The sequence below is a fragment of the Martinezella lusitana genome (assembly GCF_010668395.1).
GTDB lineage: Bacteria > Pseudomonadota > Alphaproteobacteria > Rhizobiales > Rhizobiaceae > Rhizobium > Rhizobium lusitanum_A.
In genome coordinates this window covers 295225-320257 of record NZ_WUEY01000003.1, presented here as the reverse complement: position 1 = coordinate 320257, position 25033 = coordinate 295225, and the positions used below count along the sequence as shown (strand labels likewise).

General features: G+C 59.1%; 34 protein-coding genes. 33 read left to right on the top strand and 1 reads right to left on the bottom strand.

Annotation, left to right across the window (positions count from 1 at the left end; translation table 11 throughout):
* Complete coding sequence (gene rpoC, locus GR212_RS08500) at nucleotides 1-4209, top strand: DNA-directed RNA polymerase subunit beta' (RefSeq protein ID WP_163986061.1); 4209 nt, start codon at nucleotides 1-3, stop codon at nucleotides 4207-4209.
* 117 nt (nucleotides 4210-4326) lie between these two features.
* On the opposite strand, the gene GR212_RS08495 is transcribed toward rpoC, so the two are convergent.
* Entirely contained in the window at nucleotides 4327-4620 is a 294-nt protein-coding gene (locus GR212_RS08495) for a hypothetical protein (protein WP_047637046.1), read from the bottom strand.
* Nucleotides 4621-5127: 507 nt separating this feature from the next.
* Between GR212_RS08495 and rpsL the strand changes: the two genes are divergently transcribed.
* The 32 genes from rpsL (at nucleotide 5128) to GR212_RS08335 (ending at nucleotide 24881) form a co-directional block, all read left to right on the top strand.
* On the top strand, nucleotides 5128-5499 hold the full coding sequence (gene rpsL, locus GR212_RS08490) for a 30S ribosomal protein S12 (protein ID WP_003507760.1): 372 nt from the start codon (nucleotides 5128-5130) through the stop codon (nucleotides 5497-5499).
* Between the two features lie 81 nt (nucleotides 5500-5580).
* The gene (gene rpsG, locus GR212_RS08485; RefSeq protein WP_034513449.1) at nucleotides 5581-6051 is read left to right on the top strand and encodes a 30S ribosomal protein S7; all 471 of its coding nucleotides are present in this window, start codon (nucleotides 5581-5583) and stop codon (nucleotides 6049-6051) included.
* Between the two features lie 30 nt (nucleotides 6052-6081).
* Nucleotides 6082-8181 carry an elongation factor G gene (fusA, locus tag GR212_RS08480; RefSeq protein ID WP_163986060.1) on the top strand — a complete coding sequence of 700 codons (2100 nt, stop codon included), beginning with the start codon at nucleotides 6082-6084 and terminating at the stop codon, nucleotides 8179-8181.
* A 67-nt stretch (nucleotides 8182-8248) separates the two neighbouring features.
* Complete coding sequence (gene tuf / locus GR212_RS08475; RefSeq protein WP_163986059.1) at nucleotides 8249-9424, top strand: elongation factor Tu; 1176 nt, start codon at nucleotides 8249-8251, stop codon at nucleotides 9422-9424.
* Nucleotides 9425-9736: 312 nt separating this feature from the next.
* On the top strand, nucleotides 9737-10045 hold the full coding sequence (gene rpsJ, locus GR212_RS08470; RefSeq protein WP_003547547.1) for a 30S ribosomal protein S10: 309 nt from the start codon (nucleotides 9737-9739) through the stop codon (nucleotides 10043-10045).
* 38 nt (nucleotides 10046-10083) lie between these two features.
* On the top strand, nucleotides 10084-10725 hold the full coding sequence (gene rplC, locus GR212_RS08465; protein ID WP_028753974.1) for a 50S ribosomal protein L3: 642 nt from the start codon (nucleotides 10084-10086) through the stop codon (nucleotides 10723-10725).
* Nucleotides 10726-10738: 13 nt separating this feature from the next.
* Nucleotides 10739-11359: a 50S ribosomal protein L4 gene (rplD, locus tag GR212_RS08460; protein WP_112803573.1), complete on the top strand. Its 621-nt coding sequence runs from the start codon at nucleotides 10739-10741 to the stop codon at nucleotides 11357-11359.
* The gene (locus GR212_RS08455) at nucleotides 11356-11649 is read left to right on the top strand and encodes a 50S ribosomal protein L23 (protein WP_047634801.1); all 294 of its coding nucleotides are present in this window, start codon (nucleotides 11356-11358) and stop codon (nucleotides 11647-11649) included. Before rplD ends, GR212_RS08455 begins: the two co-directional genes overlap by 4 nt.
* 11 nt (nucleotides 11650-11660) lie before the next feature.
* The gene (gene rplB, locus GR212_RS08450) at nucleotides 11661-12497 is read left to right on the top strand and encodes a 50S ribosomal protein L2 (RefSeq protein WP_163986058.1); all 837 of its coding nucleotides are present in this window, start codon (nucleotides 11661-11663) and stop codon (nucleotides 12495-12497) included.
* A 15-nt stretch (nucleotides 12498-12512) separates the two neighbouring features.
* The gene (rpsS, locus tag GR212_RS08445; RefSeq protein ID WP_004118389.1) at nucleotides 12513-12791 is read left to right on the top strand and encodes a 30S ribosomal protein S19; all 279 of its coding nucleotides are present in this window, start codon (nucleotides 12513-12515) and stop codon (nucleotides 12789-12791) included.
* A gap of 2 nt (nucleotides 12792-12793) precedes the next feature.
* Entirely contained in the window at nucleotides 12794-13183 is a 390-nt protein-coding gene (gene rplV / locus GR212_RS08440; protein WP_004118391.1) for a 50S ribosomal protein L22, read from the top strand.
* Nucleotides 13183-13908: a 30S ribosomal protein S3 gene (rpsC, locus tag GR212_RS08435; RefSeq protein WP_004118393.1), complete on the top strand. Its 726-nt coding sequence runs from the start codon at nucleotides 13183-13185 to the stop codon at nucleotides 13906-13908. Before rplV ends, rpsC begins: the two co-directional genes overlap by 1 nt.
* Before the next feature lie 36 nt (nucleotides 13909-13944).
* Entirely contained in the window at nucleotides 13945-14358 is a 414-nt protein-coding gene (gene rplP, locus GR212_RS08430) for a 50S ribosomal protein L16 (protein WP_003573792.1), read from the top strand.
* 11 nt (nucleotides 14359-14369) lie between these two features.
* On the top strand, nucleotides 14370-14570 hold the full coding sequence (gene rpmC / locus GR212_RS08425; RefSeq protein WP_007690763.1) for a 50S ribosomal protein L29: 201 nt from the start codon (nucleotides 14370-14372) through the stop codon (nucleotides 14568-14570).
* A gap of 12 nt (nucleotides 14571-14582) precedes the next feature.
* Nucleotides 14583-14822 carry a 30S ribosomal protein S17 gene (rpsQ, locus tag GR212_RS08420; RefSeq protein ID WP_112341047.1) on the top strand — a complete coding sequence of 80 codons (240 nt, stop codon included), beginning with the start codon at nucleotides 14583-14585 and terminating at the stop codon, nucleotides 14820-14822.
* A 226-nt stretch (nucleotides 14823-15048) separates the two neighbouring features.
* Nucleotides 15049-15417, top strand: a complete 369-nt coding sequence (rplN, locus tag GR212_RS08415) for a 50S ribosomal protein L14 (protein ID WP_003573790.1) — start codon at nucleotides 15049-15051, stop codon at nucleotides 15415-15417.
* Between the two features lie 11 nt (nucleotides 15418-15428).
* Nucleotides 15429-15737, top strand: a complete 309-nt coding sequence (gene rplX, locus GR212_RS08410) for a 50S ribosomal protein L24 (protein WP_163986057.1) — start codon at nucleotides 15429-15431, stop codon at nucleotides 15735-15737.
* Nucleotides 15730-16287, top strand: coding sequence for a 50S ribosomal protein L5 (gene rplE, locus GR212_RS08405; RefSeq protein WP_163986056.1), 558 nt, complete (start codon nucleotides 15730-15732; stop codon nucleotides 16285-16287). Before rplX ends, rplE begins: the two co-directional genes overlap by 8 nt.
* 33 nt (nucleotides 16288-16320) lie before the next feature.
* Nucleotides 16321-16626, top strand: coding sequence for a 30S ribosomal protein S14 (gene rpsN, locus GR212_RS08400; RefSeq protein ID WP_163986055.1), 306 nt, complete (start codon nucleotides 16321-16323; stop codon nucleotides 16624-16626).
* Between the two features lie 12 nt (nucleotides 16627-16638).
* Nucleotides 16639-17037 carry a 30S ribosomal protein S8 gene (rpsH, locus tag GR212_RS08395; protein ID WP_034480422.1) on the top strand — a complete coding sequence of 133 codons (399 nt, stop codon included), beginning with the start codon at nucleotides 16639-16641 and terminating at the stop codon, nucleotides 17035-17037.
* Nucleotides 17038-17078: 41 nt separating this feature from the next.
* The gene (rplF, locus tag GR212_RS08390) at nucleotides 17079-17612 is read left to right on the top strand and encodes a 50S ribosomal protein L6 (protein WP_163986054.1); all 534 of its coding nucleotides are present in this window, start codon (nucleotides 17079-17081) and stop codon (nucleotides 17610-17612) included.
* Nucleotides 17613-17624: 12 nt separating this feature from the next.
* Entirely contained in the window at nucleotides 17625-17987 is a 363-nt protein-coding gene (gene rplR, locus GR212_RS08385; RefSeq protein ID WP_163986053.1) for a 50S ribosomal protein L18, read from the top strand.
* 130 nt (nucleotides 17988-18117) lie between these two features.
* Complete coding sequence (gene rpsE, locus GR212_RS08380; RefSeq protein ID WP_163986052.1) at nucleotides 18118-18687, top strand: 30S ribosomal protein S5; 570 nt, start codon at nucleotides 18118-18120, stop codon at nucleotides 18685-18687.
* A gap of 13 nt (nucleotides 18688-18700) precedes the next feature.
* On the top strand, nucleotides 18701-18913 hold the full coding sequence (gene rpmD / locus GR212_RS08375) for a 50S ribosomal protein L30 (protein WP_007690786.1): 213 nt from the start codon (nucleotides 18701-18703) through the stop codon (nucleotides 18911-18913).
* Nucleotides 18914-18929: 16 nt separating this feature from the next.
* Complete coding sequence (rplO, locus tag GR212_RS08370) at nucleotides 18930-19400, top strand: 50S ribosomal protein L15 (protein ID WP_163986051.1); 471 nt, start codon at nucleotides 18930-18932, stop codon at nucleotides 19398-19400.
* 224 nt (nucleotides 19401-19624) lie between these two features.
* Nucleotides 19625-20965 (top strand): preprotein translocase subunit SecY, encoded by a 1341-nt coding sequence (gene secY / locus GR212_RS08365; RefSeq protein ID WP_163986050.1) that lies wholly within the window; start codon nucleotides 19625-19627, stop codon nucleotides 20963-20965.
* On the top strand, nucleotides 20962-21612 hold the full coding sequence (locus GR212_RS08360; RefSeq protein ID WP_163986049.1) for an adenylate kinase: 651 nt from the start codon (nucleotides 20962-20964) through the stop codon (nucleotides 21610-21612). Before secY ends, GR212_RS08360 begins: the two co-directional genes overlap by 4 nt.
* A 217-nt stretch (nucleotides 21613-21829) precedes the next feature.
* Nucleotides 21830-22198: a 30S ribosomal protein S13 gene (gene rpsM, locus GR212_RS08355; RefSeq protein ID WP_015339612.1), complete on the top strand. Its 369-nt coding sequence runs from the start codon at nucleotides 21830-21832 to the stop codon at nucleotides 22196-22198.
* Nucleotides 22199-22329: 131 nt separating this feature from the next.
* Nucleotides 22330-22719 carry a 30S ribosomal protein S11 gene (gene rpsK / locus GR212_RS08350; RefSeq protein WP_004118426.1) on the top strand — a complete coding sequence of 130 codons (390 nt, stop codon included), beginning with the start codon at nucleotides 22330-22332 and terminating at the stop codon, nucleotides 22717-22719.
* A gap of 103 nt (nucleotides 22720-22822) precedes the next feature.
* Nucleotides 22823-23833 carry a DNA-directed RNA polymerase subunit alpha gene (locus GR212_RS08345; protein WP_037152076.1) on the top strand — a complete coding sequence of 337 codons (1011 nt, stop codon included), beginning with the start codon at nucleotides 22823-22825 and terminating at the stop codon, nucleotides 23831-23833.
* A 45-nt stretch (nucleotides 23834-23878) separates the two neighbouring features.
* Complete coding sequence (gene rplQ, locus GR212_RS08340; protein WP_007690793.1) at nucleotides 23879-24301, top strand: 50S ribosomal protein L17; 423 nt, start codon at nucleotides 23879-23881, stop codon at nucleotides 24299-24301.
* Between the two features lie 169 nt (nucleotides 24302-24470).
* Entirely contained in the window at nucleotides 24471-24881 is a 411-nt protein-coding gene (locus tag GR212_RS08335; RefSeq protein ID WP_204326321.1) for a DUF2809 domain-containing protein, read from the top strand.
* Nucleotides 24882-25033 lie beyond the last annotated feature (152 nt).

The following is a 25033-nucleotide window of genomic DNA, read 5'->3' as shown; positions in this document are numbered from 1 at the left end:
ATGAACCAAGAGGTCATGAATCTTTTCAATCCGCAGGTGCCTGCGCAAAATTTCGATTCCATCCGGATTTCGATCGCGTCGCCGGAGAAGATTCTTTCCTGGTCTTATGGCGAGATCAAGAAGCCGGAAACGATCAACTATCGCACGTTCAAGCCGGAACGCGATGGTCTTTTCTGCGCAAGAATCTTCGGGCCGATCAAGGACTACGAGTGCCTGTGCGGCAAGTACAAGCGCATGAAGTACAAGGGCATCATCTGCGAAAAGTGCGGCGTCGAAGTCACGCTGTCGCGCGTTCGCCGTGAGCGCATGGGCCATATCGAGCTTGCGGCTCCCGTTGCCCACATCTGGTTCCTGAAGTCGCTGCCGAGCCGTATTTCCACGCTGCTCGACATGACGCTGAAGGATGTCGAGCGCGTCCTCTACTTCGAAAACTATATCGTTACCGAGCCGGGCCTGACCGCTCTCAAGGAGCATCAGCTTCTCTCGGAAGAAGAGTACATGCTCGCCGTCGACGAATATGGCGAAGACCAGTTCACCGCCATGATCGGCGCTGAAGCGATCTACGAGATGCTGGCCAGCATGCAGCTCGAGAAGATCGCCGGCGACCTGCGCTCCGAGCTTGCCGATACGACATCGGACCTCAAGCAAAAGAAGCTGATGAAGCGCCTGAAGATCGTCGAGAACTTCATGGAATCCGGCAACCGCCCGGAATGGATGATCATGAAGGTCGTCCCGGTCATCCCGCCGGACCTGCGCCCGCTGGTTCCGCTCGATGGCGGCCGTTTCGCGACGTCGGATCTGAACGACCTGTACCGCCGCGTCATCAACCGTAACAACCGTCTGAAGCGCCTCATCGAACTGCGCGCTCCGGGCATCATCATCCGTAACGAAAAGCGCATGCTGCAGGAATCTGTCGATGCGCTCTTCGACAACGGCCGCCGTGGCCGCGTCATCACCGGCGCCAACAAGCGCCCGCTGAAGTCGCTGTCCGACATGCTCAAGGGCAAGCAGGGCCGCTTCCGTCAGAACCTGCTCGGCAAGCGCGTCGACTATTCCGGCCGTTCGGTCATCGTGACCGGTCCGGAACTCAAGCTGCATCAGTGCGGCCTGCCGAAGAAGATGGCGCTCGAGCTGTTCAAGCCGTTCATCTACGCCCGCCTCGACGCGAAGGGTTATTCCTCGACCGTCAAGCAGGCCAAGAAGCTGGTCGAAAAGGAAAAGCCGGAAGTCTGGGATATCCTCGACGAGGTCATCCGCGAGCATCCGGTTCTGTTGAACCGCGCACCGACGCTGCACCGCCTGGGCATCCAGGCCTTCGAACCCATGCTGGTCGAAGGCAAGGCGATCCAGCTGCATCCGCTCGTCTGCACGGCCTTCAACGCCGACTTCGACGGCGACCAGATGGCCGTCCACGTACCGCTCTCGCTGGAAGCCCAGCTTGAAGCCCGCGTGCTGATGATGTCGACCAACAACATTCTGCATCCGGCAAACGGCGCGCCGATCATCGTTCCTTCGCAGGACATGGTTCTCGGCCTGTACTATCTGTCGATCCTGAACCAGAACGAGCCCGGCGAAGGCATGGCCTTCTCCGATCTCGGCGAGCTGCATCACGCTCTTGAAAACAAGGTCGTGACGCTGCATTCGAAGATCCGCGGCCGCTTCAAGTCGGTCGACGAAGAGGGCAAGACCTATTCGAAGATCTACGAAACGACGCCTGGCCGCCTGCTGATCGGCGAACTGCTGCCGAAGCACGGCAAGGTCACCTTCGACATCTGCAACCAGGAAATGACCAAGAAGAACATCTCCAAGATGATCGACACGGTCTACCGCCATTGCGGCCAGAAGGACACGGTCATTTTCTGCGACCGCATCATGCAGCTTGGCTTCTCCCATGCCTGCCGCGCCGGCATTTCGTTCGGCAAGGACGACATGGTCATTCCGGATACCAAGGTTAAGATCGTCGGCGATACCGAAGCACTCGTGAAGGAATACGAGCAGCAGTATAACGACGGCTTGATCACCCAGGGCGAGAAGTACAACAAGGTTGTCGACGCCTGGGGCAAGGCTACGGAAAAGGTCGCCGAAGAAATGATGGCCCGCATTAAGGCTGTCGAATTCGACGAGAAGACCGGTCGCCAGAAGCCGATGAACTCGATCTACATGATGAGCCACTCCGGTGCTCGTGGTTCTCCGAACCAGATGCGCCAGCTGGGCGGCATGCGCGGCCTCATGGCCAAGCCGTCGGGCGAAATCATCGAGACGCCGATCATCTCGAACTTCAAGGAAGGCCTCACCGTTAACGAGTACTTCAACTCGACGCACGGTGCCCGTAAGGGTCTGGCCGACACCGCCTTGAAGACCGCGAACTCGGGCTACCTGACCCGTCGTCTCGTCGACGTCGCGCAGGATTGCATCGTCACGCAGATCGATTGCGGCACCGAAAACGGCCTCACCATGACCGCCATCGTCGATGCCGGTCAGGTCGTTGCCTCGCTCGGCGCCCGTATCCTCGGTCGTACGGCACTGGACGACATCGATCATCCGGTCACGGGTGAGCGCATCGTCGATGCCGGCAAGATGATCCTCGAGCCGGATGTCATCGAGATCGAGAAGGCTGGTATCCAGTCGATCCGTATCCGCTCGGCGCTGACCTGCGAAATCCAGACGGGCGTATGCTCGGTCTGCTACGGCCGCGACCTTGCTCGCGGTACGCCAGTCAACATCGGCGAAGCTGTCGGCGTCATCGCCGCACAGTCGATCGGTGAGCCGGGCACGCAGCTGACCATGCGTACCTTCCACTTGGGCGGCACCGCGACCGTGGTCGACCAGTCGTTCCTGGAAGCCTCTTACGAGGGCACGGTGCAGATCAAGAACCGCAACATGCTGCGCAACTCCGAAGGCAACCTCGTTGCCATGGGCCGCAACATGGCCGTCCAGATCCTGGACGAGCGTGGCGTCGAGCGCTCTTCGCAGCGTGTTGCCTACGGTTCGAAAATCTATGTCGACGATGGCGACAAGGTGAAGCGCGGCCAGCGTCTGGCGGAGTGGGATCCTTACACCCGTCCGATGATGACGGAAGTGGCCGGTACGGTTCACTTCGAAGACGTCGTCGATGGTCTCTCCGTTCTCGAAGCGACCGACGAGTCGACCGGTATCACCAAGCGTCAGGTTATCGATTGGCGCTCGACGCCGCGCGGCTCCGATCTGAAGCCGGCGATCGTCATCAAGGACGCCAGCGGTAACGTTGCCAAGCTGTCGCGCGGCGGTGAAGCCCGCTTCCTGCTCTCGGTGGACGCGATCCTGTCCGTCGAGCCGGGCACCAAGGTGTCTCAGGGTGACGTTCTCGCTCGTTCGCCGTTGGAAAGCGCCAAGACGAAGGACATCACCGGCGGTCTGCCGCGTGTTGCCGAACTGTTCGAAGCCCGTCGTCCGAAGGACCACGCCATCATCGCAGAGATTGATGGTACGATCCGCCTCGGCCGCGACTACAAGAACAAGCGTCGCGTCATCATCGAGCCGGCGGAAGACGGTGTCGAGCCGGTCGAATACCTGATCCCGAAGGGCAAGCCCTTCCACCTTCAAGAAGGCGACTATATCGAAAAGGGTGACTACATACTCGACGGTAACCCGGCTCCGCACGACATCCTGGCGATCAAGGGCGTGGAGGCATTGGCTTCCTACCTCGTCAACGAAATCCAGGAAGTCTATCGTCTGCAGGGCGTTGTCATCAACGACAAGCATATCGAAGTGATTGTTCGTCAGATGCTGCAGAAGGTTGAAATCACCGATGCAGGCGACAGCCAGTACATCGTCGGCGACAATGTCGACCGTATCGAGCTGGACGACATGAACGACTCGCTGATCGAAGTCGGCAAGAAGCCTGCCTACGGCGATCCGGTCCTGCTCGGCATCACCAAGGCATCGCTGCAGACGCCGTCCTTCATCTCGGCCGCATCCTTCCAGGAAACGACGAAGGTGCTCACCGAAGCTGCAATCGCCGGCAAGACCGACGGCTTGCAGGGCCTGAAGGAAAACGTCATTGTCGGTCGCCTGATCCCGGCCGGTACGGGCGGCACCATGACGCAGATCCGCCGCATCGCTACGGCTCGCGACGAGCTCATCCTGGAAGAGCGCCGCAAGGGCACGGGCGCCGGCGTCGCAACGCCGATGCTGCAGGATCTCGCAAGCGAGAACACGCCGGCCGAATAAGCGGCGCGGAACGCGAAAAATCAAAACCGCCCGGAGCGATCCGGGCGGTTTCTTTTTATGCGGCGATGAAGTGGAGCGGGCGAGGGGAGGTCGCCTCCGTCGATGAAGACGGCTTTGTCAGCGGAAACGAATGATCGCGACTTCGCCTTCGAGGGCGCCTTGATAGGCGGAGGCGTGCGGCTCCTCGTCCGGTATGTCCGTCAGCAGGCCGATCTGGTCCAGGTCGGCCTCGATGAAGCCTTCCTCGGCTAGCGCGTTCAGCGCTTCGCGCACGGCGGTATCGTCATCGGGCGCTTTCAGCATGACATGCAGGTCGATGCCTTCGCCACCATCGGACTCGTATCCCTTGCCGATGATGATGAAGACCATGGGGCCGTCGGAATTATTGTCGTTGTCTGGCGCAGTAATCATGAGTCTTCCTTCGGGAGTATCGAATCGACCCGGTGATTCCCTTTGGTTGCCCGGGTTCGTTGGATGGAAATGTCCTCAGGTGATTCCTTATAGGGATTTTGACGAAATACCAAAGTCCATCTTGCCGAAGAGACGGCATTTCCGTATCCAGGGCCTCAAATGGCCGGTTTGCCTAGCCTTTCCGGGCTTTGTGACAAAGATAATTCTTAACCGGCCTTGACGAAACGGCGAGAAACCAGTAGTACCGCCGCCATCGGGACCCATGTGAGGCATGGCTGTCCGGAGCGACGCGCTCTGGAGTTCACCTCAAACAAGGTTCTAAACGCACGTTGAAGACACGAATGCTGCACGCAAGACGCCAAAACGGCGTCCTCTGCTTTTCTGTGGTCCATCTGCGAAAGCGGATCGGGCCACGTTTTGCGCATTGAGACGAACGTGTGTCGTTGCCGGTGACGGCGAGAGTCATGCCCGCAAGGGTGTCGAGATAGATTTACAAGGGATGGTTGAATGCCTACCGTAAACCAGCTGATCCGCAAGCCTCGCCAGGCGCAGGTAAAGCGTAACAAGGTTCCCGCTCTCCAGGAGAACCCGCAGAAGCGCGGCGTTTGCACCCGCGTCTACACGACGACGCCGAAGAAGCCGAACTCGGCTCTGCGTAAGGTCGCAAAGATCCGCCTGACCAACGGCTTCGAAGTCATTGGTTACATCCCCGGCGAAGGTCACAACCTTCAGGAACACTCTGTCGTCATGATCCGTGGCGGCCGCGTAAAGGACCTTCCGGGCGTCCGTTATCACATCATCCGCGGCGTACTCGATACCCAGGGTGTCAAGAACCGCAAGCAGCGCCGTTCCAAGTACGGTGCGAAGCGTCCGAAGTAATCCTTCGGTTGTAATCATTCGGCGCTGCGCGAGGTTCTCCGCGTGGTAGAGCGCCGCTAACAGTTGAGAGACGAGAAGTACATGTCCAGACGTCACAGAGCAGAAAAGCGCGAGATCAACCCGGACCCGAAGTTCGGCGATCTGGTCGTCACCAAGTTCATGAATGCCATCATGCTCGACGGCAAGAAGTCGGTAGCTGAAAACATCGTATACGGCGCATTCGACGCCGTGCAGGGCAAGGCAAAGCAGGAGCCGCTCGGCGTGTTCCATCAGGCTTTGGATAACATCGCTCCGCACGTTGAAGTTCGTTCGCGTCGCGTTGGTGGTGCTACCTACCAGGTTCCGGTCGATGTTCGTCCGGAGCGTCGTCAGGCTCTTGCCATTCGCTGGCTGATCGCTGCTGCTCGCAAGCGTAACGAAACGACGATGGTCGATCGCCTCAGCGGCGAACTTCTCGATGCCTCCAACAACCGCGGCGCCGCCGTCAAGAAGCGCGAAGACACGCACAAGATGGCTGATGCCAACCGTGCGTTCTCGCATTATCGCTGGTAATCCCGAACGGTTTCGGAAAGGCAGTCCATTATGGCTCGCGAATATAAAATCGAAGACTACCGCAATTTCGGTATCATGGCGCACATCGACGCCGGCAAGACCACGACCACCGAGCGTATTCTTTACTACACCGGCAAGTCGCACAAGATCGGCGAAGTGCACGACGGCGCAGCCACCATGGACTGGATGGAGCAGGAGCAGGAGCGTGGCATCACGATCACCTCCGCTGCCACGACCACCTTCTGGAAGGGCCGCGACGGCAAGACCCGCCGCTTCAACATCATCGACACCCCCGGCCACGTCGACTTCACCATCGAAGTCGAGCGTTCGCTGCGCGTTCTCGACGGTGCGATTGCTCTGCTCGACGCCAACGCTGGCGTTGAGCCGCAGACGGAAACCGTCTGGCGTCAGGCTGAGAAGTATCATGTTCCGCGCATGATCTTCTGCAACAAGATGGACAAGACCGGCGCCGATTTCTATCGCTCGGTCGAGATGATCAAGACCCGTCTCGGCGCGACGGCCGTCGTCATGCAGCTGCCGATCGGCGCTGAAACCGAGTTCAAGGGCGTCGTCGACCTGATCGAGATGAACGCTCTCATCTGGCGCGATGAATCGCTCGGCGCTCAGTGGGACGTCGTTGAAATCCCGGAAGACATGAAGGCCAAGGCTGCGGAATACCGCGAAAAGCTGATCGAGACCGTTGTCGAGATCGACGAAGCCGCGACCGAAGCCTACCTCGAAGGCAACCTGCCTGATAACGATCAGATCCGCGCGCTCGTCCGTCGCGGCACGATCGACGTCAAGTTCCATCCGATGTTCTGCGGCACCGCCTTCAAGAACAAGGGCGTTCAGCCGCTGCTCGACGCCGTTGTCGACTACCTGCCGTCGCCGCTCGACATTCCGGCGATCAAGGGCATCGACTTCAAGACCGACGCCGAGATCGAACGTCACGCTGACGACAGCGAGCCGTTGTCCATGCTGGCATTCAAGATCATGAACGACCCCTTCGTCGGTTCGTTGACCTTCGCCCGCATCTACTCCGGCAAGCTCGAAAAGGGCGCATCGGTCATCAACACGGTCAAGGACAAGCGCGAGCGCGTCGGCCGTATGCTGCAGATGCACTCGAACTCGCGTGAAGACATCGAAGAAGCCTTCGCGGGCGACATCGTTGCCCTGGCCGGCCTCAAGGAAACCACCACTGGCGATACGCTCTGCGATCCGCTGAAGCCGGTTATCCTCGAGCGCATGGAATTCCCCGAGCCGGTCATCCAGATCGCGATCGAGCCGAAGACCAAGGGCGACCAGGAAAAGATGGGCCTCGCGCTCAACCGCCTGGCTGCAGAAGATCCGTCGTTCCGCGTAAAGACGGACCAGGAATCGGGCCAGACGATCATTGCCGGCATGGGTGAACTTCACCTCGACATCATCGTCGACCGCATGCGTCGTGAATTCAAGGTTGAAGCCACCGTCGGCGCGCCGCAGGTTGCCTACCGCGAAACCATCACGCGTCAGACGGAAAAGGACTACACTCACAAGAAGCAGTCGGGTGGTACCGGTCAGTTCGCTCGCGTCAAGATCGTGTTCGAACCGAACCCGGACGGCGACGACTTCAAGTTCGAGTCCAAGATCGTCGGCGGTTCCGTTCCGAAGGAATACATCCCGGGCGTTCAGAAGGGCATCGAAAGCGTTCTGTCTTCGGGTCCGCTGGCTGGCTTCCCGATGCTCGGCGTCAAGGCGACGCTCATCGACGGCGCCTTCCACGATGTCGACTCGTCGGTTCTGGCCTTCGAAATCGCTTCTCGTGCCTGCTTCCGTGAAGCAGCCCGCGAAGCCGGTGCCCAGCTCCTCGAGCCGATGATGAAGGTCGAAGTCGTAACGCCGGAAGATTACGTCGGCGACGTCATCGGCGACCTGAACTCGCGTCGCGGCCAGATCCAGGGCCAGGAAAGCCGCGGTATCGCCGTTGTCATCAACGCGAACGTCCCGCTGGCGAACATGTTCAAGTACGTCGACAACCTGCGCTCCATGTCTCAGGGCCGTGCGCAGTACACGATGACCTTCGATCATTACGCGCCGGTTCCGTCGAACGTCGCACAGGAAATCCAGGCAAAGTATTCCGGTCAGAAGTGACCGGAATACCAATTGACCGATAACAAGAATTGATCCCTTCGGGGACAGGAAAAACGGAGAGCCGAAAATGGCAAAGAGTAAGTTTGAGCGCAATAAGCCGCACGTTAACATCGGTACGATTGGGCACGTTGACCACGGCAAGACGTCTCTGACGGCAGCGATCACGAAGTACTTCGGCGAGTTCAAGGCGTACGACCAGATCGACGCCGCTCCGGAAGAGAAGGCCCGCGGCATCACGATCTCGACGGCCCACGTTGAATACGAGACGCCGAACCGTCACTATGCGCACGTCGACTGCCCCGGCCACGCCGACTATGTGAAGAACATGATCACGGGTGCCGCACAGATGGACGGCGCGATCCTGGTTTGCTCGGCAGCCGACGGCCCGATGCCGCAGACGCGCGAGCACATCCTGCTGGCCCGTCAGGTTGGCGTTCCGGCGATCGTTGTGTTCCTGAACAAGGTCGACCAGGTTGACGACGCCGAGCTTCTGGAGCTCGTCGAGCTTGAAGTTCGCGAACTTCTGTCGTCCTACGACTTCCCGGGCGACGACATTCCGGTGATCAAGGGTTCGGCGCTTGCCGCGCTTGAAGATTCGGACAAGAAGATCGGCGAAGACGCGATCCGCGAACTGATGGCGGCTGTTGACGCCTACATCCCGACGCCTGAGCGTCCGATCGACCAGCCGTTCCTGATGCCGATCGAAGACGTGTTCTCGATCTCGGGCCGTGGTACGGTTGTGACGGGCCGCGTCGAGCGCGGTATCGTCAAGGTTGGTGAAGAAGTCGAGATCGTCGGCATTCGTCCGACGTCGAAGACGACGGTTACCGGCGTTGAAATGTTCCGCAAGCTGCTCGACCAGGGCCAGGCCGGCGACAACATCGGCGCGCTGGTTCGCGGTGTTAACCGTGACGGCGTCGAGCGTGGCCAGATCCTGTGCAAGCCGGGTTCTGTCAAGCCGCACAAGAAGTTCATGGCCGAAGCCTACATCCTGACGAAGGAAGAAGGCGGCCGTCATACGCCGTTCTTCACGAACTACCGTCCGCAGTTCTACTTCCGCACGACGGACGTGACGGGCATCGTGACGCTTCCGGAAGGCACGGAAATGGTTATGCCTGGCGACAACGTCACGGTTGCGGTTGAGCTGATCGTTCCGATCGCGATGGAAGAGAAGCTTCGCTTCGCTATCCGCGAAGGCGGCCGTACCGTCGGCGCTGGCATCGTCGCTTCCATCGTCGAGTAATAAAGCAGGCGGCCACGCCGCCGGCTTTACCGATTCGATGACAATAATATGAAGCAAGCGGCTGTAGCCGCTTGCTTATGACATGGAAATGTTGCAAATGGCGCGCGAGCGCGATTTGCACTCTGCTTCGGATAACGAAGCAGCCGATGAAATTAACAATAAGGTGGGCCGAAAGGTCTAAAGAGTGGATGGGGATGCCGCAGCCGGCGTCCCTCTCGATCTTTGAAACCGGTGGTCCGCCTTAGGAAAAAGAACATTCCGTGCCCTTTTTTAAGCGGCACGCGAGATAACAAAACACAAGGATAACGTCGAATGAACGGCCAAAATATCCGCATTCGCCTGAAGGCGTTCGATCACCGGATTCTCGATGCTTCCACGCGCGAGATCGTGTCGACGGCGAAGCGCACCGGTGCTAGCGTCCGGGGCCCCGTTCCGCTTCCGACCCGTATCGAGAAGTTCACGGTTAACCGGTCCCCGCACATCGACAAGAAGAGCCGCGAGCAGTTCGAGATGCGCACGCACAAGCGCCTCCTCGACATCGTTGACCCGACCCCGCAGACGGTAGACGCGCTGATGAAGCTCGATCTCGCCGCCGGTGTCGATGTTGAGATCAAGCTCTGAGACTTAGGTTCTCGAGCTGAGTGAGAAGGATTGAACCGATGCGTTCAGGTGTGATTGCACAGAAGGTGGGAATGACCCGCGTCTATAACGACGCCGGCGAGCACGTCCCGGTAACCGTATTGCGTTTGGATGGCTGCCAGGTCGTAGCCCAGCGCACAGTTGAAAAGAATGGCTACACCGCAGTACAGCTCGGTGCCGGCCAGGCAAAAGTTAAGAACACGACGAAGGCCCTGCGCGGTCATTTCGCCGTCGCAAGCGTTGAGCCGAAGGCCAAGCTCGTTGAATTCCGCGTCACGGACGACAACCTGCTTGAAGTCGGCACCGAGCTCAAGGCCGCTCACTTCACGGCGGGCCAGCTCGTCGACGTGACCGGCACGACGATCGGTAAGGGCTTTGCCGGCGCTATCAAGCGTCACGGCTTCGGCGGTCTGCGCGCCACGCACGGTGTGTCGGTTTCGCACCGCTCGCACGGTTCGACCGGCTCGCGTCAGGACCCGGGCAAGGTGTTCAAGAACAAGAAGATGGCTGGTCACATGGGCCAGACGCGCGTGACGACGCAGAACCTCGAAGTGGTATCGACCGATGAAGATCGCGGTCTGATCCTCGTCAAGGGCGCGGTTCCTGGCTCCAAGGGTGCCTGGATCATCGTGCGCGACGCCGTCAAGTCGGCAGCGAAGTAAGGGAGCCAAACCAATGGAATTGAACGTCAAGACCCTTGAGGGCAAAGACGCTGGGAAGGTTTCCCTTTCTGACGCGATTTTCGGCCTCGAGCCGCGCGAAGACATTCTTGCCCGCGTCATTCGCTGGCAGCTTGCCAAGAAGCAGCAGGGCACGCATCAGGCCAAGGGCCGCGCCGACGTGGCGCGCACCGGTGCCAAGATGTACAAGCAGAAGGGTACGGGCCGCGCTCGTCACCATTCGGCTCGCGCTCCGCAGTTCCGCGGCGGTGGTAAGGCTCACGGCCCTGTCGCCCGCAGCCATGAACATGATCTGCCGAAGAAGGTTCGCGCCCTCGGCCTGCGTCATGCTCTGTCGGCCAAGTTCAAGGCTGAAGACGTGATCGTCATCGACAATCTCGTCGCAACCGAAGCCAAGACCAAGGCACTCGCTGGCGCTTTCGAAACGCTCGGCCTGACGAACGCTCTGTTCATCGGCGGCGCTGAACTCGACAGCAACTTCAAGCTCGCAGCCAAGAACATCCCGAATATCGATGTTCTGCCGGTTCAGGGCATCAACGTTTACGACATCCTGCGCCGCGGCAAGCTCGTGCTGTCCAAGGCTGCAGTTGAAGCTCTAGAGGAGCGATTCAAGTGACGGATCTTCGCCATTATGATGTGATCGTTTCTCCTGCGATCACCGAAAAGTCCACGCTGCTTTCGGACAATAACCAGGTTGTTTTCAACGTTGCCAAGAACGCGACGAAGCCTGAAATCAAGGCTGCCGTCGAAGCGCTCTTCGGCGTCAAGGTTACGGCCGTCAACACTCTGCTGCGCCTCGGCAAGACCAAGCGGTTCAAGGGTCTCGTCGGCAAGCAGAAGGACGTGAAGAAGGCTGTTGTGACGCTCGCCGAAGGCCAGTCGATCGACGTCTCCACCGGTCTCTGAGGAATAAGAAAATGGCATTGAAAACATTCAATCCGACGACCCCGAGCCAGCGTCAGCTGGTCATCGTCGATCGCTCCTCGCTCTACAAGGGCAAGCCGGTCAAGACGCTGACGGAAGGCCTGACCTCCAAGGGTGGCCGCAACAACACCGGCCGCATCACCGTGCGTTTCCAGGGTGGCGGTCACAAGCGCACCTATCGTCTGGTGGACTTCAAGCGTCGCAAGTTCGACGTTGAAGCAGCCGTCGAGCGCATCGAATACGATCCGAACCGTACCGCTTACATCGCTCTGGTGAAGTACACGGACGGCGAGCTGGCCTACATCCTCGCTCCGCAGCGCCTCGCTGCCGGCGACAAGGTCATCGCTTCTGACAAGGCAGTGGACGTGAAGCCGGGCAACACCATGCCGCTTCAGTTCATTCCGGTCGGCTCCATCATCCACAACGTGGAAATGAAGCCGGGCAAGGGCGGTCAGATCGCTCGCTCCGCCGGTTCCTACGCCCAGCTCGTCGGTCGTGACCAGGGCATGGCGATCCTTCGCCTGAACTCCGGTGAACAGCGCCTCGTGCACGGCACCTGCCTTGCAACGATCGGTGCCGTTTCCAACCCGGATCACGGCAACATCAATGACGGCAAGGCCGGTCGTTCGCGTTGGCGTGGCAAGAAGCCGCATAACCGCGGTGTTGTCATGAACCCGGTCGACCATCCGCACGGCGGTGGTGAAGGCCGCACCTCTGGTGGTCGCCATCCGGTGACTCCGTGGGGCAAGCCGACCAAGGGCAAGCGTACGCGGTCGAACAAGTCGACCGACAAGATGATCATGCGCTCGCGCCATCAGCGCAAGAAGTAAGAGAGGAAGTCTCAAGTGGCTCGTTCAGTATGGAAAGGTCCGTTTGTTGACGGCTATCTTCTCAAGAAAGCTGAGAAGGTGCGCGAAGGCGGACGCAGCGAAGTAATCAAGATGTGGAGCCGTCGCTCCACCATCATGCCGCAGTTCGTTGGTCTCACCTTTGGTGTTTACAACGGCAGCAAGCATATTCCGGTCAGCGTCAATGAAGACATGGTCGGACACAAGTTCGGCGAGTTCGCCCCGACCCGTACCTATTATGGTCACGGTGCGGACAAGAAGGCGAAGAGGAAGTAACAATGGGCAAGGCAAAAACCGAACGCCGGCTGAAGGATAATGAGGCGCAGGCAGTTGCGCGCACTCTCCGCGTCAGCCCGCAGAAGCTCAACCTGGTCGCGGCTTCTATCCGCGGCAAGAAGGTTGATCGCGCACTCGCAGAGCTGGAATTCTCTCGCAAGCGCATCGCAGGTGCCGTCAAGAAGACGCTCGAATCTGCGATCGCAAACGCTGAGAACAATCACGATCTCGACGTTGACTCGCTGGTCGTCGCAGAAGCCTACGTCGGCAAGTCGATCGTCATGAAGCGTTTCCACGCTCGTGGCCGTGGCCGCGCATCTCGCATCGAGCGTCCGTTCGCACATCTGACGATCGTCGTTCGCGAAGTGGAAGCTCAAGGGGAGGCCGCATAATGGGTCAGAAAATCAATCCGATCGGTTTTCGTCTCGGCATCAACCGTACCTGGGATAGCCGCTGGTTTGCGGACAATGCCGAGTACGGCCAGCTCCTCCACGAAGACCTGAAGATGCGCAAGTTCGTCATGAACGAACTGAAGCAAGCTGGTATCTCGAAGGTGGTCATCGAACGTCCGCACAAGAAGTGCCGCGTCACGATCCACTCGGCTCGTCCGGGCCTGATCATCGGCAAGAAGGGCGCTGACATCGACAAGCTCCGCAAGAAGCTGTCGGACATGACGAATTCCGAAACGCACCTCAACATCGTTGAAGTTCGCAAGCCGGAAATCGATGCGACGCTGGTTGCCCAGTCGATCGCTCAGCAGCTTGAGCGCCGTGTTGCTTTCCGTCGCGCCATGAAGCGCGCCGTTCAGTCCGCGATGCGTCTTGGCGCCGAAGGCATCAAGATCACCTGCGCAGGCCGTCTCGGCGGTGCAGAAATCGCTCGTACGGAATGGTACCGCGAAGGTCGCGTGCCGCTGCATACGCTGCGCGCCGACATCGATTACGGTACGGCTGAAGCAGAAACCGCTTTCGGCATCTGCGGCATCAAGGTCTGGATCTTCAAGGGCGAAATCCTTGAGCACGATCCGATGGCCTCCGAACGCCGCGCGCTCGAGGGCGACGCCCAGGGTCCGGCTAGCCGCGATCGCGATAGAGACCGCCGCCGCGACAACGCTTGATAGCGTACGTGGCAGATAAGTTCGGAGAATAAGAAAATGTTGCAACCAAAGCGTACGAAGTACCGTAAGCAGTTCAAGGGTCGCATCAAGGGCGTCGCCAAGGGTGGTTCTGATCTGGCTTTCGGCGAATTCGGTCTGAAGGCGCAGGAACCTAACCGCGTCAACGCTCGCGAGATCGAGGCGGCCCGCCGCGCGATCACGCGCTACATGAAGCGCGCCGGCCGTGTATGGATCCGTGTTTTCCCGGATGTTCCGGTGACGGCAAAGCCGACCGAAGTCCGTATGGGTAAAGGTAAGGGTTCCGTCGAATACTGGGCATGCAAGGTCAAGCCCGGCCGCATGATGTTCGAGATCGACGGTGTGAGCGAAGAAATCGCTCGCGAGGCTCTGCGCCTCGGCTCCGCCAAGCTCTCGGTCAAGACGCGCTTCGTACAGCGCATTGCAGAGTAAGGAAGAAGCTCATGAAAGCCGCAGATGTTCGCGCCCTGAGCGCCGACCAACTCAAGGACGAGCTTGCCAAGCTGAAGAAGGAGCAGTTCAACCTGCGCTTTCAGAAGGCGACCGGCCAGCTTGAGAAGTCCTCGCGCATCAACGAAGTCCGCAAGGACATCGCTCGCGTAAAAACCATTGCCCGCCAGAAGGCGGCAGAAGCAAAGGCCTAAAGGAAAAATAACATGCCGAAGCGCATTCTGCAGGGCGTCGTGGTCAGCGACAAGAACGAGAAGACGGTAGTAGTCCGCGTAGAGCGTCGTTTCGCTCACCCGCTGCTCCAGAAGACTGTTCGTCGTTCCAAGAAGTACAAGGCTCACGACGAGAACAATCAGTACAAAATCGGCGACGTCGTTTCCATCGAGGAATGCGCACCGATCTCCAAGGACAAGACCTGGACGGTCGTTTCCGCCCAGACCAAGTAACAGAATTTCGCTCAGGCCCTTGCGCTTGGGCGAAATATCTGTATGAAGCACGAGCTTGGAAGCAGGACGCTCGATAACGAGCGTTCTTTTGCTTTATTGATGGCTGGCAATGGTGACCGCAAGCGGTCTCGGAAACCGGCGAAATCAGACAAGAGACTAGTCCATAAGCCGGGGTAGGGGGTCTTTTGGCCCAACCATTCCGGTAACAACAAGAAGGCGACCTGACATGATTCAGATGCAAACAAACCTCGACGTGGCGGATAATTCCGGCGCACGTCGTGTCATGTGCATCAAGGTGCTGGGCGGCTCGAAGCGCAAGTATGCCTCGATCGGCGACGTCATCGTCGTTTCGATCAAGGAAGCTATCCCGCGCGGCCGTGTGAAGAAGGGTGACGTGATGAAGGCGGTTGTCGTTCGCACCGCCAAGGACATCCGTCGTCCGGATGGCAGCGTCATCCGCTTCGATACCAACGCAGCAGTCCTCATCGACAACAAGAAAGAGCCGATCGGCACCCGTATCTTCGGACCGGTTCCGCGCGAACTTCGCGCCAAGAACCACATGAAGATCATCTCGCTGGCTCCAGAAGTACTGTAAGGAGCGGAGCGATGCAGAAGATCCGTAAAGGCGACAAGGTCGTCGTATTGACCGGTAAGGACAAGGGCCGCACCGGCGAAGTCATTCAAGTGATGCCGAAGGAAGACCGTGCGGTCGTCCGTGGCGTTAACGTCATCAAGCGCCATCAGCGCCAGACGCAGACCCAGGAAGCCGGCATCATCAGCAAGGAAGCCTCGCTTCACCTGTCCAACCTGGCAATCGTCGACCGGGACGGCAAGCCGACCCGCGTCGGTTTCAAGGTTGTAGATGGCAAGAAGGTCCGCGTGGCCAAGACATCGGGAGAAGTGATCGATGGCTGAGGTAAAGTACGAGCCGCGGCTCAAGACGGAATACGGCGCCCGCATCCGCGCGGCTATGCAGGAGAAGTTCTCCTACGCCAACGAGATGCAGATCCCGAAGCTGGACAAGATCGTGATCAACATGGGCGTGGGCGAAGCGACGGCTGATTCGAAGAAGCCGACCGTTGCTGCAGCCGACCTGGCGGCCATTGCTGGTCAGAAGCCGGTCATCACCCGCGCGCGCAATTCCATCGCTGGCTTCAAGGTCCGCGAGAATATGCCGATCGGCGCCAAGGTAACCCTTCGCGGCGCCCGCATGTATGAGTTCCTGGATCGTCTGGTCAACATCGCGCTTCCGCGCGTTCGCGACTTCCGCGGCCTGAACCCGAAGAGCTTTGACGGTCGTGGCAATTTCGCCATGGGCATCAAGGAGCACATTGTGTTCCCTGAGATCAACTACGACAAGGTTGATCAGATGTGGGGCATGGACATCATCGTTTGCACGACGGCGACGACCGACGACGAAGCACGGGCTCTTCTGAAAGAGTTCAACTTCCCGTTCCGTCAATAACCGTAACGACGAGCGTAGAAAAGGAACCCTGATATGGCGAAGACAAGCGCAGTTGAAAAGAACAAGCGCCGCCGCAATACGGTTGCCAACCAGTCCGCGAAGCGGGCTGCTCTCAAGGCAATCATCATGAACCAGTCTCTTTCGATCGAAGACCGGTTCAAGGCCACCCTGAAGCTGGCATCGCTCCCGCGCGATGGATCGAAGACCCGTATTCGCAACCGTTGCGAAGTCTCGGGCCGTCCGCGCGCATACTACCGCAAACTGCGCATGTCGCGTATCGCGCTGCGTGAACTTGGCAACCTCGGCAAGGTGCCGGGCATTGTCAAGTCGAGCTGGTAAGGAGCAGATTAGATGACTATGACTGATCCTTTGGGCGATATGCTCACCCGCATCCGCAACGGCGCTTCGCGTCGCAAGTCGTCGGTTTCGACGCCTGCTTCCAAGCTCCGTGCACGCGTCCTCGATGTTCTGCAGGCTGAAGGCTACATCCGTGGCTACTCCGTCGTCGATTTCGGCAACGGCAAGTCTGAACTCAGCATCGAGCTGAAGTACTACGAAGGCTCGTCGGTGATCCGTGAGATCGGCCGCGTGTCCAAGCCGGGCCGCCGAGTTTATGTCTCGGTTAAGTCCATTCCGCAGGTCGCGAACGGTCTCGGCATCACCATCCTTTCGACTCCGAAGGGTGTGATGGCCGATCACCAGGCTCGTGAACAGAATGTTGGTGGCGAGGTTCTCTGCTCGGTCTTCTAAGATCGGACAGGGATCTCCTTCGAAACAGACAGGTTTGAAAAATGTCTCGTATCGGTAAGAAGCCCGTTCAGGTGCCTGCAGGGATCACGGCCACGGTTGATGGCCAAAAAGTGACTGCCAAGGGCCCTAAGGGCGAGCTGTTTTTCGTCGCCAATGACGAAATCGGTCTCAAGCTGGAAAACAATGCAATCGTCGTAACGCCGCTTAACGACTCCAAGGACGCTCGCGCAAAGTGGGGCATGTCCCGCACGATGGTCGAGAACATCCTGAAGGGTGTTAAGGAAGGTTACGAGCGCAAGCTCGAAATCAACGGCGTCGGCTACCGTGCCGCCCTGCAGGGCAAGAACCTGCAGCTCGCGCTCGGCTTCAGCCACGACGTGATCTACGTGCCGCCGGAAGGCATCACGATCGCTGTGCCGAAGCCGACGGAAATCGTCGTCACCGGCATCAACAAGCAGCAGGTCGGCCAGGTTGCGGCTGAAATCCGCGAATATCGCGGTCCTGAGCCCTACAAGGGCAAGGGTGTTAAGTATGCCGGCGAGCGGATCGTTCGCAAAGAAGGCAAGAAGAAGTAAGGATCACGCGAAATGGCTAGCAGGAAAGAAGCACTTGCGCGTCGCGCCAACCGCGTGCGCCGTCAACTTAAGGCGGTGGCCAATGGCCGTCCGCGCCTGTCGGTTCATCGCTCGTCGAAGAACATCTACGCCCAGGTCATCGATGACGTGGCTGGCAAGACCGTTGCGGCTGCCTCCACCCTCGACAAGGATCTGCGCGGTTCTCTGAAGACCGGTGCCGATACCGCAGCCGCAGCCCTGGTTGGCAAGCTCGTCGCCGAGCGCGCCTCCAAGGCCGGCGTGAAGGAAGTCGTGTTCGATCGCGGCGCTTTCATCTACCACGGCCGCATCAAGGCTCTGGCTGAAGCAGCCCGCGAAGGCGGCCTGTCCTTCTAATCAGATTTCCGGCCGGTAATCTCAGGATGCCGGCCGGATGTTCACCGGACCGCAGGTTTCCCGCAAGGGAGGGCATGCGGTCTTCGTTTTGTTTGCCGATTGCACCCGGAAAAGAAAAAGGAAGAGGACAATGGCACAGGAAAAGAGGGCTCCGCGGGAAGACCGTCAGAGCCGTGAAGAGCGCGATAGCGAATTCGTCGACAAGCTGGTCGCGATCAACCGCGTCGCCAAGGTTGTCAAGGGTGGCCGCCGTTTCGGTTTTGCCGCTCTCGTCGTCGTCGGCGACCAGAAGGGCCGCGTAGGCTTCGGTCATGGCAAGGCACGCGAAGTGCCGGAAGCCATCCGCAAGGCAACCGAAAGCGCCAAGCGCGACATGATCTTCGTACCGCTGCGCGACGGCCGTACGCTGCATCACGACGTCCATGGCCGTCACGGCGCAGGTAAGGTTCTCCTGCGTTCGGCCAAGGTCGGTACCGGTATCATCGCCGGTGGCCCGATGCGCGCCGTTTTCGAAACGCTCGGCGTTCATGACGTCGTTGCGAAGTCGACCGGTTCGTCGAACCCGTACAACATGGTTCGCGCTACGTTCGACGCCCTGAAGCACCAGGTTCACCCGAAGGACATCGCAGCTCAGCGCGGCATCAAGTATGCCACTCTGCAGGCTCGTCGTTCCGCTTCGGGCAATGCCGCTGAAGAATAAGGGAGTTTGACCTATGGCCAAGACGACCAAGAAGGCTGAAGCCAAGGCGACCGTTACGGTCGAGCAGATTGGCAGCCCGATCCGCCGTCCGGATGTTCAGCAGAAGACGCTGATCGGTCTCGGACTGAATAAGATGCACCGTCGCCGCACGCTGGAAGATACCCCGGCTGTTCGTGGCATGATCCGTGCTGTCCAGCATCTCGTTCGCGTTGTCGACGAGAAGTGAGCCGGAGGTAATCGCTATGAAACTGAATGAGATTAAGGATAACGAAGGCTCGACCCATAGCCGCAAGCGCCTCGGCCGCGGCATCGGCTCCGGCTCCGGTAAGACCGGTGGCCGTGGTGTGAAGGGTCAGAAGTCCCGTTCGGGTGTTGCGATCAACGGCTTCGAAGGTGGTCAGATGCCCATCTATCGTCGCCTGCCGAAGCGCGGCTTCAACAACATCTTCGCTTCCGACTACGTTGTCGTATCGCTGGCTCGCATCCAGGCTGCCGTCGATGCCGGCAAGCTCGATGCCAAGAACACCGTTGATGCAGCTGCTCTCAAGGCAGCAGGCGTGATTCGCCGCGTCAAGGACGGCGTCCGGGTGCTCTCGGATGGCGAACTGAAGGCGAAGCTTGCCCTTGAAGTTGCAGGTGCTTCCAAGTCGGCGGTCGAAAAGATCGAAAAGGCTGGCGGTTCCATCAAGCTGCTCGCTTCTGCCGCAGAATAATATTATCAATAATCGCCCGAGGTGCTTCACTTCGGGCGATTTTGCTCCCATATGTGAGCCTCACGAACCTGATTGATGCGCTAGTGTCTTTCCGGTCAATAACGGGAACCAAGGGTGAGGCGCCCGATTGCTGTGCAATCTGTCCGAAGCCCGGCTTTTGAACAATTTACATACTGATTCCGGGCTCGGCCGATTATGCCGGAATTAGTGATGCGGAGATTTGCATGGCTTCTGCAGCGGAACAATTGGCGTCCAATCTCAATTTTTCGACCTTCGCCAAGGCCGAGGATCTCAAGAAGCGCCTGTGGTTTACGCTCGGCGCTCTCCTCGTTTACCGGCTCGGTACTCACATCCCGCTTCCTGGCCTCAATCCTGCCGCTTACGCTCAGGCTTTCCAGAATCAGTCGGGCGGGATTCTTGGCCTCTTCAACATGTTTTCGGGCGGAGCCGTGCAGCGCATGGCGATTTTCGCGCTCGGCATCATGCCCTATATTTCCGCTTCGATCATCGTTCAGCTCATGACGTCGGTCGTGCCGTCGCTCGAGAACCTGAAGAAGGAAGGCGAGCAGGGGCGCAAGATCATCAACCAGTACACCCGCTACGGCACGGTGCTGCTCGGCGCATTGCAGGCCTATGGCATTGCGATCGGCCTGGAGCATGGCAATGGCGTCGTGGTGGATCCAGGCTGGTTCTTCCGCATTTCCACCGTCATAACGCTGCTCGGCGGCACAATGTTCCTGATGTGGCTCGGTGAACAGGTGACGTCGCGTGGTATCGGCAACGGTATTTCGCTGATTATCTTCGCCGGTATTGCCGCCGGTCTTCCGACTGCTCTGGCCGGCACGCTCGAACTCGGCCGCACCGGCGCGCTGTCGACGGGCCTGATTCTTGCCGTGCTCGTCGTCGCTGTTCTCGTCATCGCGCTCATCGTGTTCGTCGAGCGCGCTCAGCGCCGCCTGCTGATCCAGTATCCGAAGCGTCAGGTCGGCACGCGCATGTTCCAGGGCGACACGTCGCACCTGCCGCTGAAGCTCAACACTTCGGGCGTCATTCCGGCGATCTTCGCATCCTCGCTGCTCCTGCTGCCGGCAACGGTCGCGGGCCTCGGCAACAACACGGCGCTCCCGGGCTGGGTGACGTCGATCGTCGCCGCTCTCGGCCACGGACAGCCCGTCTACATGGTGCTGTACGGCGCCCTGATCGCCTTCTTCGCCTTCTTCTATACCGCGCTGGTCTTCAATCCGAAGGACACGGCCGACAATCTGAAGAAGCATGGCGGCTTCATTCCGGGCATCCGTCCGGGTGAGCGCACCGCCGAGTACATCGATTACGTGCTGACCCGCATCACGGTCATCGGCGCGATCTATCTTGTCTTCGTCTGCATCCTGCCCGAAATTCTCGTATCCCAGACAGGTATTCCCTTGTCTCTGGGTGGCACTTCGCTTCTGATCGTGGTTAGCGTAACGCTGGATACGGTGGCGCAGATTCAGGGTCACCTGATCGCACAGCAATATGAAGGCCTGATCAAGAAATCGAAGTTGCGTGGAGGAAAGAGGGGGCGATGAGACTCATACTTTTAGGGCCGCCGGGAGCAGGTAAGGGGACCCAGGCCCAGCGTATCGTGGAAAAGCACGGCATCCCGCAGCTTTCCACAGGCGATATGCTGAGGGCTGCGGTAGCTGCCGGAACTGAAGTTGGCAAGCGTGCCAAGGCCGTTATGGACGCGGGCAAGCTTGTTTCCGATGAGATCGTCAACGCCATCGTTTCCGAACGCATCGACCAGCCGGATTGCGCCAGAGGGTTCATCCTCGATGGTTTCCCGCGCACCCTGGTGCAGGCGGACGCAACCGAACGTATGCTCAACGCGAAGGGCCTGGAGCTCTCCGTCGTCATAGAGTTGAAGGTCGACGACGCCGAACTGATTCGCCGCGTCTCCGGACGTTATTCCTGCTCGAACTGTGGCAGCGTCTATCACGACACCGACAAGGTTCCGGCAACGGCTGGCGTTTGCGACAAATGCGGCTCGACGCACTTCAAGCGTCGTCCGGATGACAATGCCGAAACCATGGCGACCCGCCTCCAGGTCTACTACAAGGAGACGTCGCCGCTGATCGGTTACTATTATGCGAAGGGCAAGCTGCAGAGCATCGACGGCATGGCCGATATCGAGCATGTGACCGACAGCATAGAGGCTATCCTGGCTAAGGTTTAGATAGCCTAAAATAAACTTGCCGGAACGGTTGCTTTTTTGCACTGATTCCGCTAAACACCGCGCCAACTCGCGATATGCCATGCGATCGGCGCGGATTTCCAACGGGAAGTCCGGGTACGGTCGTTTTGACATGTTGCGGACTCAAATCGAACAAGCAGCTCCCGGGCTGCATAACAAAGCCCTTTGCTTAGGCAAAAGGAATGCAAGGAGAACAGGCGTGGCTCGTATCGCTGGCGTCAACATCCCGACTGCAAAGCGCGTAGTTATTGCGCTTCGCTACATTCACGGGATCGGACCTAAGTTTGCTCAGGAAATCTGCGAGAAGGTCGGTATTCCGGCCGAGCGTCGTGTCAATCAGTTGACGGACGCTGAAGTTCTGCAGATCCGCGAAACCATCGACCGTGACTATCAGGTTGAAGGTGACCTGCGTCGCGATACCGCGATGAACATCAAGCGTCTGATGGATCTGGGCAGCTATCGCGGCCTGCGTCATCGTCGCGGTCTGCCGGTTCGCGGCCAGCGCACCCACACCAATGCTCGTACCCGCAAGGGTCCGGCAAAGGCGATTGCTGGTAAGAAGAAGTAATCTCCGGGAAACCGGATGGAAGGGGCTGGCGATCCGCCGGCCTCTTTTGAGTTTGGAGCGGCGTCCTCTGGGTGTCGCTTCGGTGTAGCCGCTGGGATTACGGCGGTGCAGAGATCCAAGAAAGGACTAAAATGGCCAAGGAAGCCGTACGCGTTCGTCGTCGCGAACGTAAAAATATCACGTCGGGCGTCGCACACGTCAACTCGACCTTCAACAACACGATGATCACCATCACCGACGCACAGGGCAATGCGATTGCCTGGTCGTCCGCTGGTGCCAAGGGCTTCAAGGGTTCGCGCAAGTCGACCCCGTTCGCCGCCCAGATCGCTGCCGAAGACTGCGCCAAGAAGGCTCAGGAACATGGCATGAAGTCGCTGGAAGTTGAAGTTTGCGGTCCGGGCTCCGGTCGTGAATCCGCTCTGCGCGCGCTCCAGGCTGCTGGTTTCATGATCACGTCCATCCGCGACGTGACGCCGATCCCGCACAATGGTTGCCGCCCGCGCAAGAAGCGCCGCGTCTGATCATCGCCACTCACGACATCGGCCGGGGTAGATGCGCCCGGCTTGGTGTTACTCAAGCTCGGTTGCCACGATTGGATGGTGGCAACGAACGGAAGGCAAAAACATGATTCAGAAGAATTGGCAGGAACTGATCAAGCCGAACAAGGTCGAGTTCACCTCGAGCGGTCGCACGAAGGCTACGCTTGTAGCCGAGCCGCTGGAGCGTGGTTTCGGTCTTACGCTCGGCAACGCGCTGCGTCGCGTTCTGCTGTCGTCTCTGCGCGGTGCCGCTGTGACGGCCGTGCAGATCGACGGCGTGCTGCATGAGTTCTCCTCTATCCCGGGCGTCCGGGAAGACGTGACGGACATCGTGCTGAACATCAAGGAAATCGCCATCAAGATGGACGGCGATGACAGCAAGCGCATGGTCGTCCGCAAGCAGGGCCCAGGCGTCGTAACGGCTGGCGACATTCAGACGGTCGGCGATATCGAAATCCTCAACCCCGAGCATGTTATCTGCACGCTCGACGAGGGTGCCGAAATCCGCATGGAATTCACCGTCAACAACGGCAAGGGCTATGTTCCGGCCGAGCGCAATCGTGCGGAAGACGCTCCGATCGGCCTCATCCCGGTCGACAGCCTCTATTCGCCGGTCAAGAAGGTGTCCTACAAGGTTGAAAACACCCGTGAAGGACAGGTTCTCGACTACGACAAGCTGAGCATGTCGATCGAAACCGATGGTTCGATCAGCGGCGAAGATGCCGTCGCTTTTGCTGCTCGCATCCTGCAGGATCAGCTTGGCGTGTTCGTCAACTTCGACGAGCCGCAGAAGGAAACCGAAGAGGAAGCAGTTACCGAACTCGCTTTCAACCCGGCGCTCCTCAAGAAGGTAGACGAACTGGAACTGTCCGTTCGCTCGGCAAATTGCCTGAAGAACGACAACATCGTCTACATCGGCGACCTCATTCAGAAGACCGAAGCAGAAATGCTCCGCACGCCGAATTTTGGTCGCAAGTCGCTGAACGAAATCAAGGAAGTTCTCGCTTCCATGGGCCTGCACCTCGGCATGGAAGTGCCGGCATGGCCGCCTGAGAACATCGAAGATCTCGCCAAGCGCTACGAAGACCAATATTAACAGTTCAAACGGCAGGCGAATGCCTGCAAGTGAAGGAGAATAGCCATGCGCCACGGTAAAGCCGGCCGCAAGCTGAATAGAACCGCTAGCCATCGTAAGGCGATGTTCGCCAACATGGCGGCTTCGCTCATCACCCATGAGCAGATCGTCACCACGCTCCCGAAGGCGAAGGAAATCCGTCCGATCGTCGAGAAGCTGGTAACCCTCGGCAAGCGCGGCGACCTGCACGCTCGTCGTCAGGCCATCTCGCAGATCCGCGACGCCGTTGTCGTCGCCAAGCTGTTCGATGCGATCGCAACGCGTTACGCCACCCGCAACGGCGGCTACCTGCGTATCATGAAGGCAGGCTTCCGCCAGGGCGACAACGCCGCTCTCGCAGTCGTCGAATTCGTTGATCGCGACACCTCTGCCAAGGGTGCAGCCGACAAGGCTCGCGTTGCTGCCGAGGAAGAAGCCGCAGCCGCTTAAGGCCAGCTTCGGGTAAAAGATCGAGGGCCGGATGAGCGATCATCCGGCCCTTGTGTCGTTTTGGGCGCTTGCCACCTTTTATTCACCGTCCTCGTCGAGGAATATCGTGGCTGCCTTGTCGAGTCGTGCTCGGCTCATATGCATCGATAAGAGGGGAGCGCCGTTGGACATGCAGCGAACATTGACACGCGGGAGACTGCTCCTGTTCCTCGCGCTACTGCTGACCATAGCGAGCGGCCTTGCACTCCGGCGGCACGGCTATGCGCTGCATCTGCCCTTCGTGGTCGTCAAATATGGTGGCTCCTTACTGTGGGGAGCGATGGTCTACTGGCTCCTTGCGACGATCTTCGTTTCAACGCGGCGTATCAAGGTTGTTTCGGTGGCGCTGACTATCGCGATCTTCGTCGAGCTTTTCAGGCTTTGGCATACGCCGTCGCTGGATGCATTTCGCCTGACGACGGCCGGAGCCCTTTTGCTGGGGCGAGTGTTCTCACCCTGGAACATCCTGGCCTATGCCGCCGGCATAGCGGCCGCGCTGGCGGTCGATTGCGCGCTGTCGAGGCCGAAATCTTCCATGTGAATGCGGGAGCGCTTCATGTCGTAGCCACAAGCTGCCGGCGAGAGGGGCGCCGTCACGAAAAGCCGGCAATTGTAGGCACATCGGTCAATAACGAGCGGTCGAGCGACGCACCCTGTGACCGATCCGGCGCACTCCCGACCGCCCTTGGTTGG

What these genes read in the sequence shown, in the direction of transcription:
- rpoC (WP_163986061.1), top strand. Translation starts at nt 1, where the DNA reads ATGAACCAAGAGGTCATGAATCTTTTCAATCCGCAGGTGCCTGCGCAA.
- rplC (WP_028753974.1), top strand. Translation starts at nt 10,084, where the DNA reads ATGCGTTCAGGTGTGATTGCACAGAAGGTGGGAATGACCCGCGTCTAT.
- GR212_RS08335 (WP_204326321.1), top strand. Translation starts at nt 24,471, where the DNA reads ATGCAGCGAACATTGACACGCGGGAGACTGCTCCTGTTCCTCGCGCTA.
- rplX (WP_163986057.1), top strand. Translation starts at nt 15,429, where the DNA reads ATGCAGAAGATCCGTAAAGGCGACAAGGTCGTCGTATTGACCGGTAAG.
- fusA (WP_163986060.1), top strand. Translation starts at nt 6,082, where the DNA reads ATGGCTCGCGAATATAAAATCGAAGACTACCGCAATTTCGGTATCATG.
- rpsC (WP_004118393.1), top strand. Translation starts at nt 13,183, where the DNA reads ATGGGTCAGAAAATCAATCCGATCGGTTTTCGTCTCGGCATCAACCGT.
- GR212_RS08345 (WP_037152076.1), top strand. Translation starts at nt 22,823, where the DNA reads ATGATTCAGAAGAATTGGCAGGAACTGATCAAGCCGAACAAGGTCGAG.
- rpsL (WP_003507760.1), top strand. Translation starts at nt 5,128, where the DNA reads ATGCCTACCGTAAACCAGCTGATCCGCAAGCCTCGCCAGGCGCAGGTA.
- tuf (WP_163986059.1), top strand. Translation starts at nt 8,249, where the DNA reads ATGGCAAAGAGTAAGTTTGAGCGCAATAAGCCGCACGTTAACATCGGT.
- GR212_RS08495 (WP_047637046.1), bottom strand. Translation starts at nt 4,620, where the DNA reads ATGATTACTGCGCCAGACAACGACAATAATTCCGACGGCCCCATGGTC.
- rpsG (WP_034513449.1), top strand. Translation starts at nt 5,581, where the DNA reads ATGTCCAGACGTCACAGAGCAGAAAAGCGCGAGATCAACCCGGACCCG.
- rpmC (WP_007690763.1), top strand. Translation starts at nt 14,370, where the DNA reads ATGAAAGCCGCAGATGTTCGCGCCCTGAGCGCCGACCAACTCAAGGAC.
- rplP (WP_003573792.1), top strand. Translation starts at nt 13,945, where the DNA reads ATGTTGCAACCAAAGCGTACGAAGTACCGTAAGCAGTTCAAGGGTCGC.
- rpsE (WP_163986052.1), top strand. Translation starts at nt 18,118, where the DNA reads ATGGCACAGGAAAAGAGGGCTCCGCGGGAAGACCGTCAGAGCCGTGAA.
- rplO (WP_163986051.1), top strand. Translation starts at nt 18,930, where the DNA reads ATGAAACTGAATGAGATTAAGGATAACGAAGGCTCGACCCATAGCCGC.
- rplQ (WP_007690793.1), top strand. Translation starts at nt 23,879, where the DNA reads ATGCGCCACGGTAAAGCCGGCCGCAAGCTGAATAGAACCGCTAGCCAT.
- rpsJ (WP_003547547.1), top strand. Translation starts at nt 9,737, where the DNA reads ATGAACGGCCAAAATATCCGCATTCGCCTGAAGGCGTTCGATCACCGG.
- rplF (WP_163986054.1), top strand. Translation starts at nt 17,079, where the DNA reads ATGTCTCGTATCGGTAAGAAGCCCGTTCAGGTGCCTGCAGGGATCACG.
- rplD (WP_112803573.1), top strand. Translation starts at nt 10,739, where the DNA reads ATGGAATTGAACGTCAAGACCCTTGAGGGCAAAGACGCTGGGAAGGTT.
- rplE (WP_163986056.1), top strand. Translation starts at nt 15,730, where the DNA reads ATGGCTGAGGTAAAGTACGAGCCGCGGCTCAAGACGGAATACGGCGCC.
- rplN (WP_003573790.1), top strand. Translation starts at nt 15,049, where the DNA reads ATGATTCAGATGCAAACAAACCTCGACGTGGCGGATAATTCCGGCGCA.
- rpsQ (WP_112341047.1), top strand. Translation starts at nt 14,583, where the DNA reads ATGCCGAAGCGCATTCTGCAGGGCGTCGTGGTCAGCGACAAGAACGAG.
- rpsK (WP_004118426.1), top strand. Translation starts at nt 22,330, where the DNA reads ATGGCCAAGGAAGCCGTACGCGTTCGTCGTCGCGAACGTAAAAATATC.
- rplB (WP_163986058.1), top strand. Translation starts at nt 11,661, where the DNA reads ATGGCATTGAAAACATTCAATCCGACGACCCCGAGCCAGCGTCAGCTG.
- secY (WP_163986050.1), top strand. Translation starts at nt 19,625, where the DNA reads ATGGCTTCTGCAGCGGAACAATTGGCGTCCAATCTCAATTTTTCGACC.
- rpsH (WP_034480422.1), top strand. Translation starts at nt 16,639, where the DNA reads ATGACTATGACTGATCCTTTGGGCGATATGCTCACCCGCATCCGCAAC.
- rpsN (WP_163986055.1), top strand. Translation starts at nt 16,321, where the DNA reads ATGGCGAAGACAAGCGCAGTTGAAAAGAACAAGCGCCGCCGCAATACG.
- GR212_RS08360 (WP_163986049.1), top strand. Translation starts at nt 20,962, where the DNA reads ATGAGACTCATACTTTTAGGGCCGCCGGGAGCAGGTAAGGGGACCCAG.
- rplV (WP_004118391.1), top strand. Translation starts at nt 12,794, where the DNA reads ATGGGCAAGGCAAAAACCGAACGCCGGCTGAAGGATAATGAGGCGCAG.
- rplR (WP_163986053.1), top strand. Translation starts at nt 17,625, where the DNA reads ATGGCTAGCAGGAAAGAAGCACTTGCGCGTCGCGCCAACCGCGTGCGC.
- rpmD (WP_007690786.1), top strand. Translation starts at nt 18,701, where the DNA reads ATGGCCAAGACGACCAAGAAGGCTGAAGCCAAGGCGACCGTTACGGTC.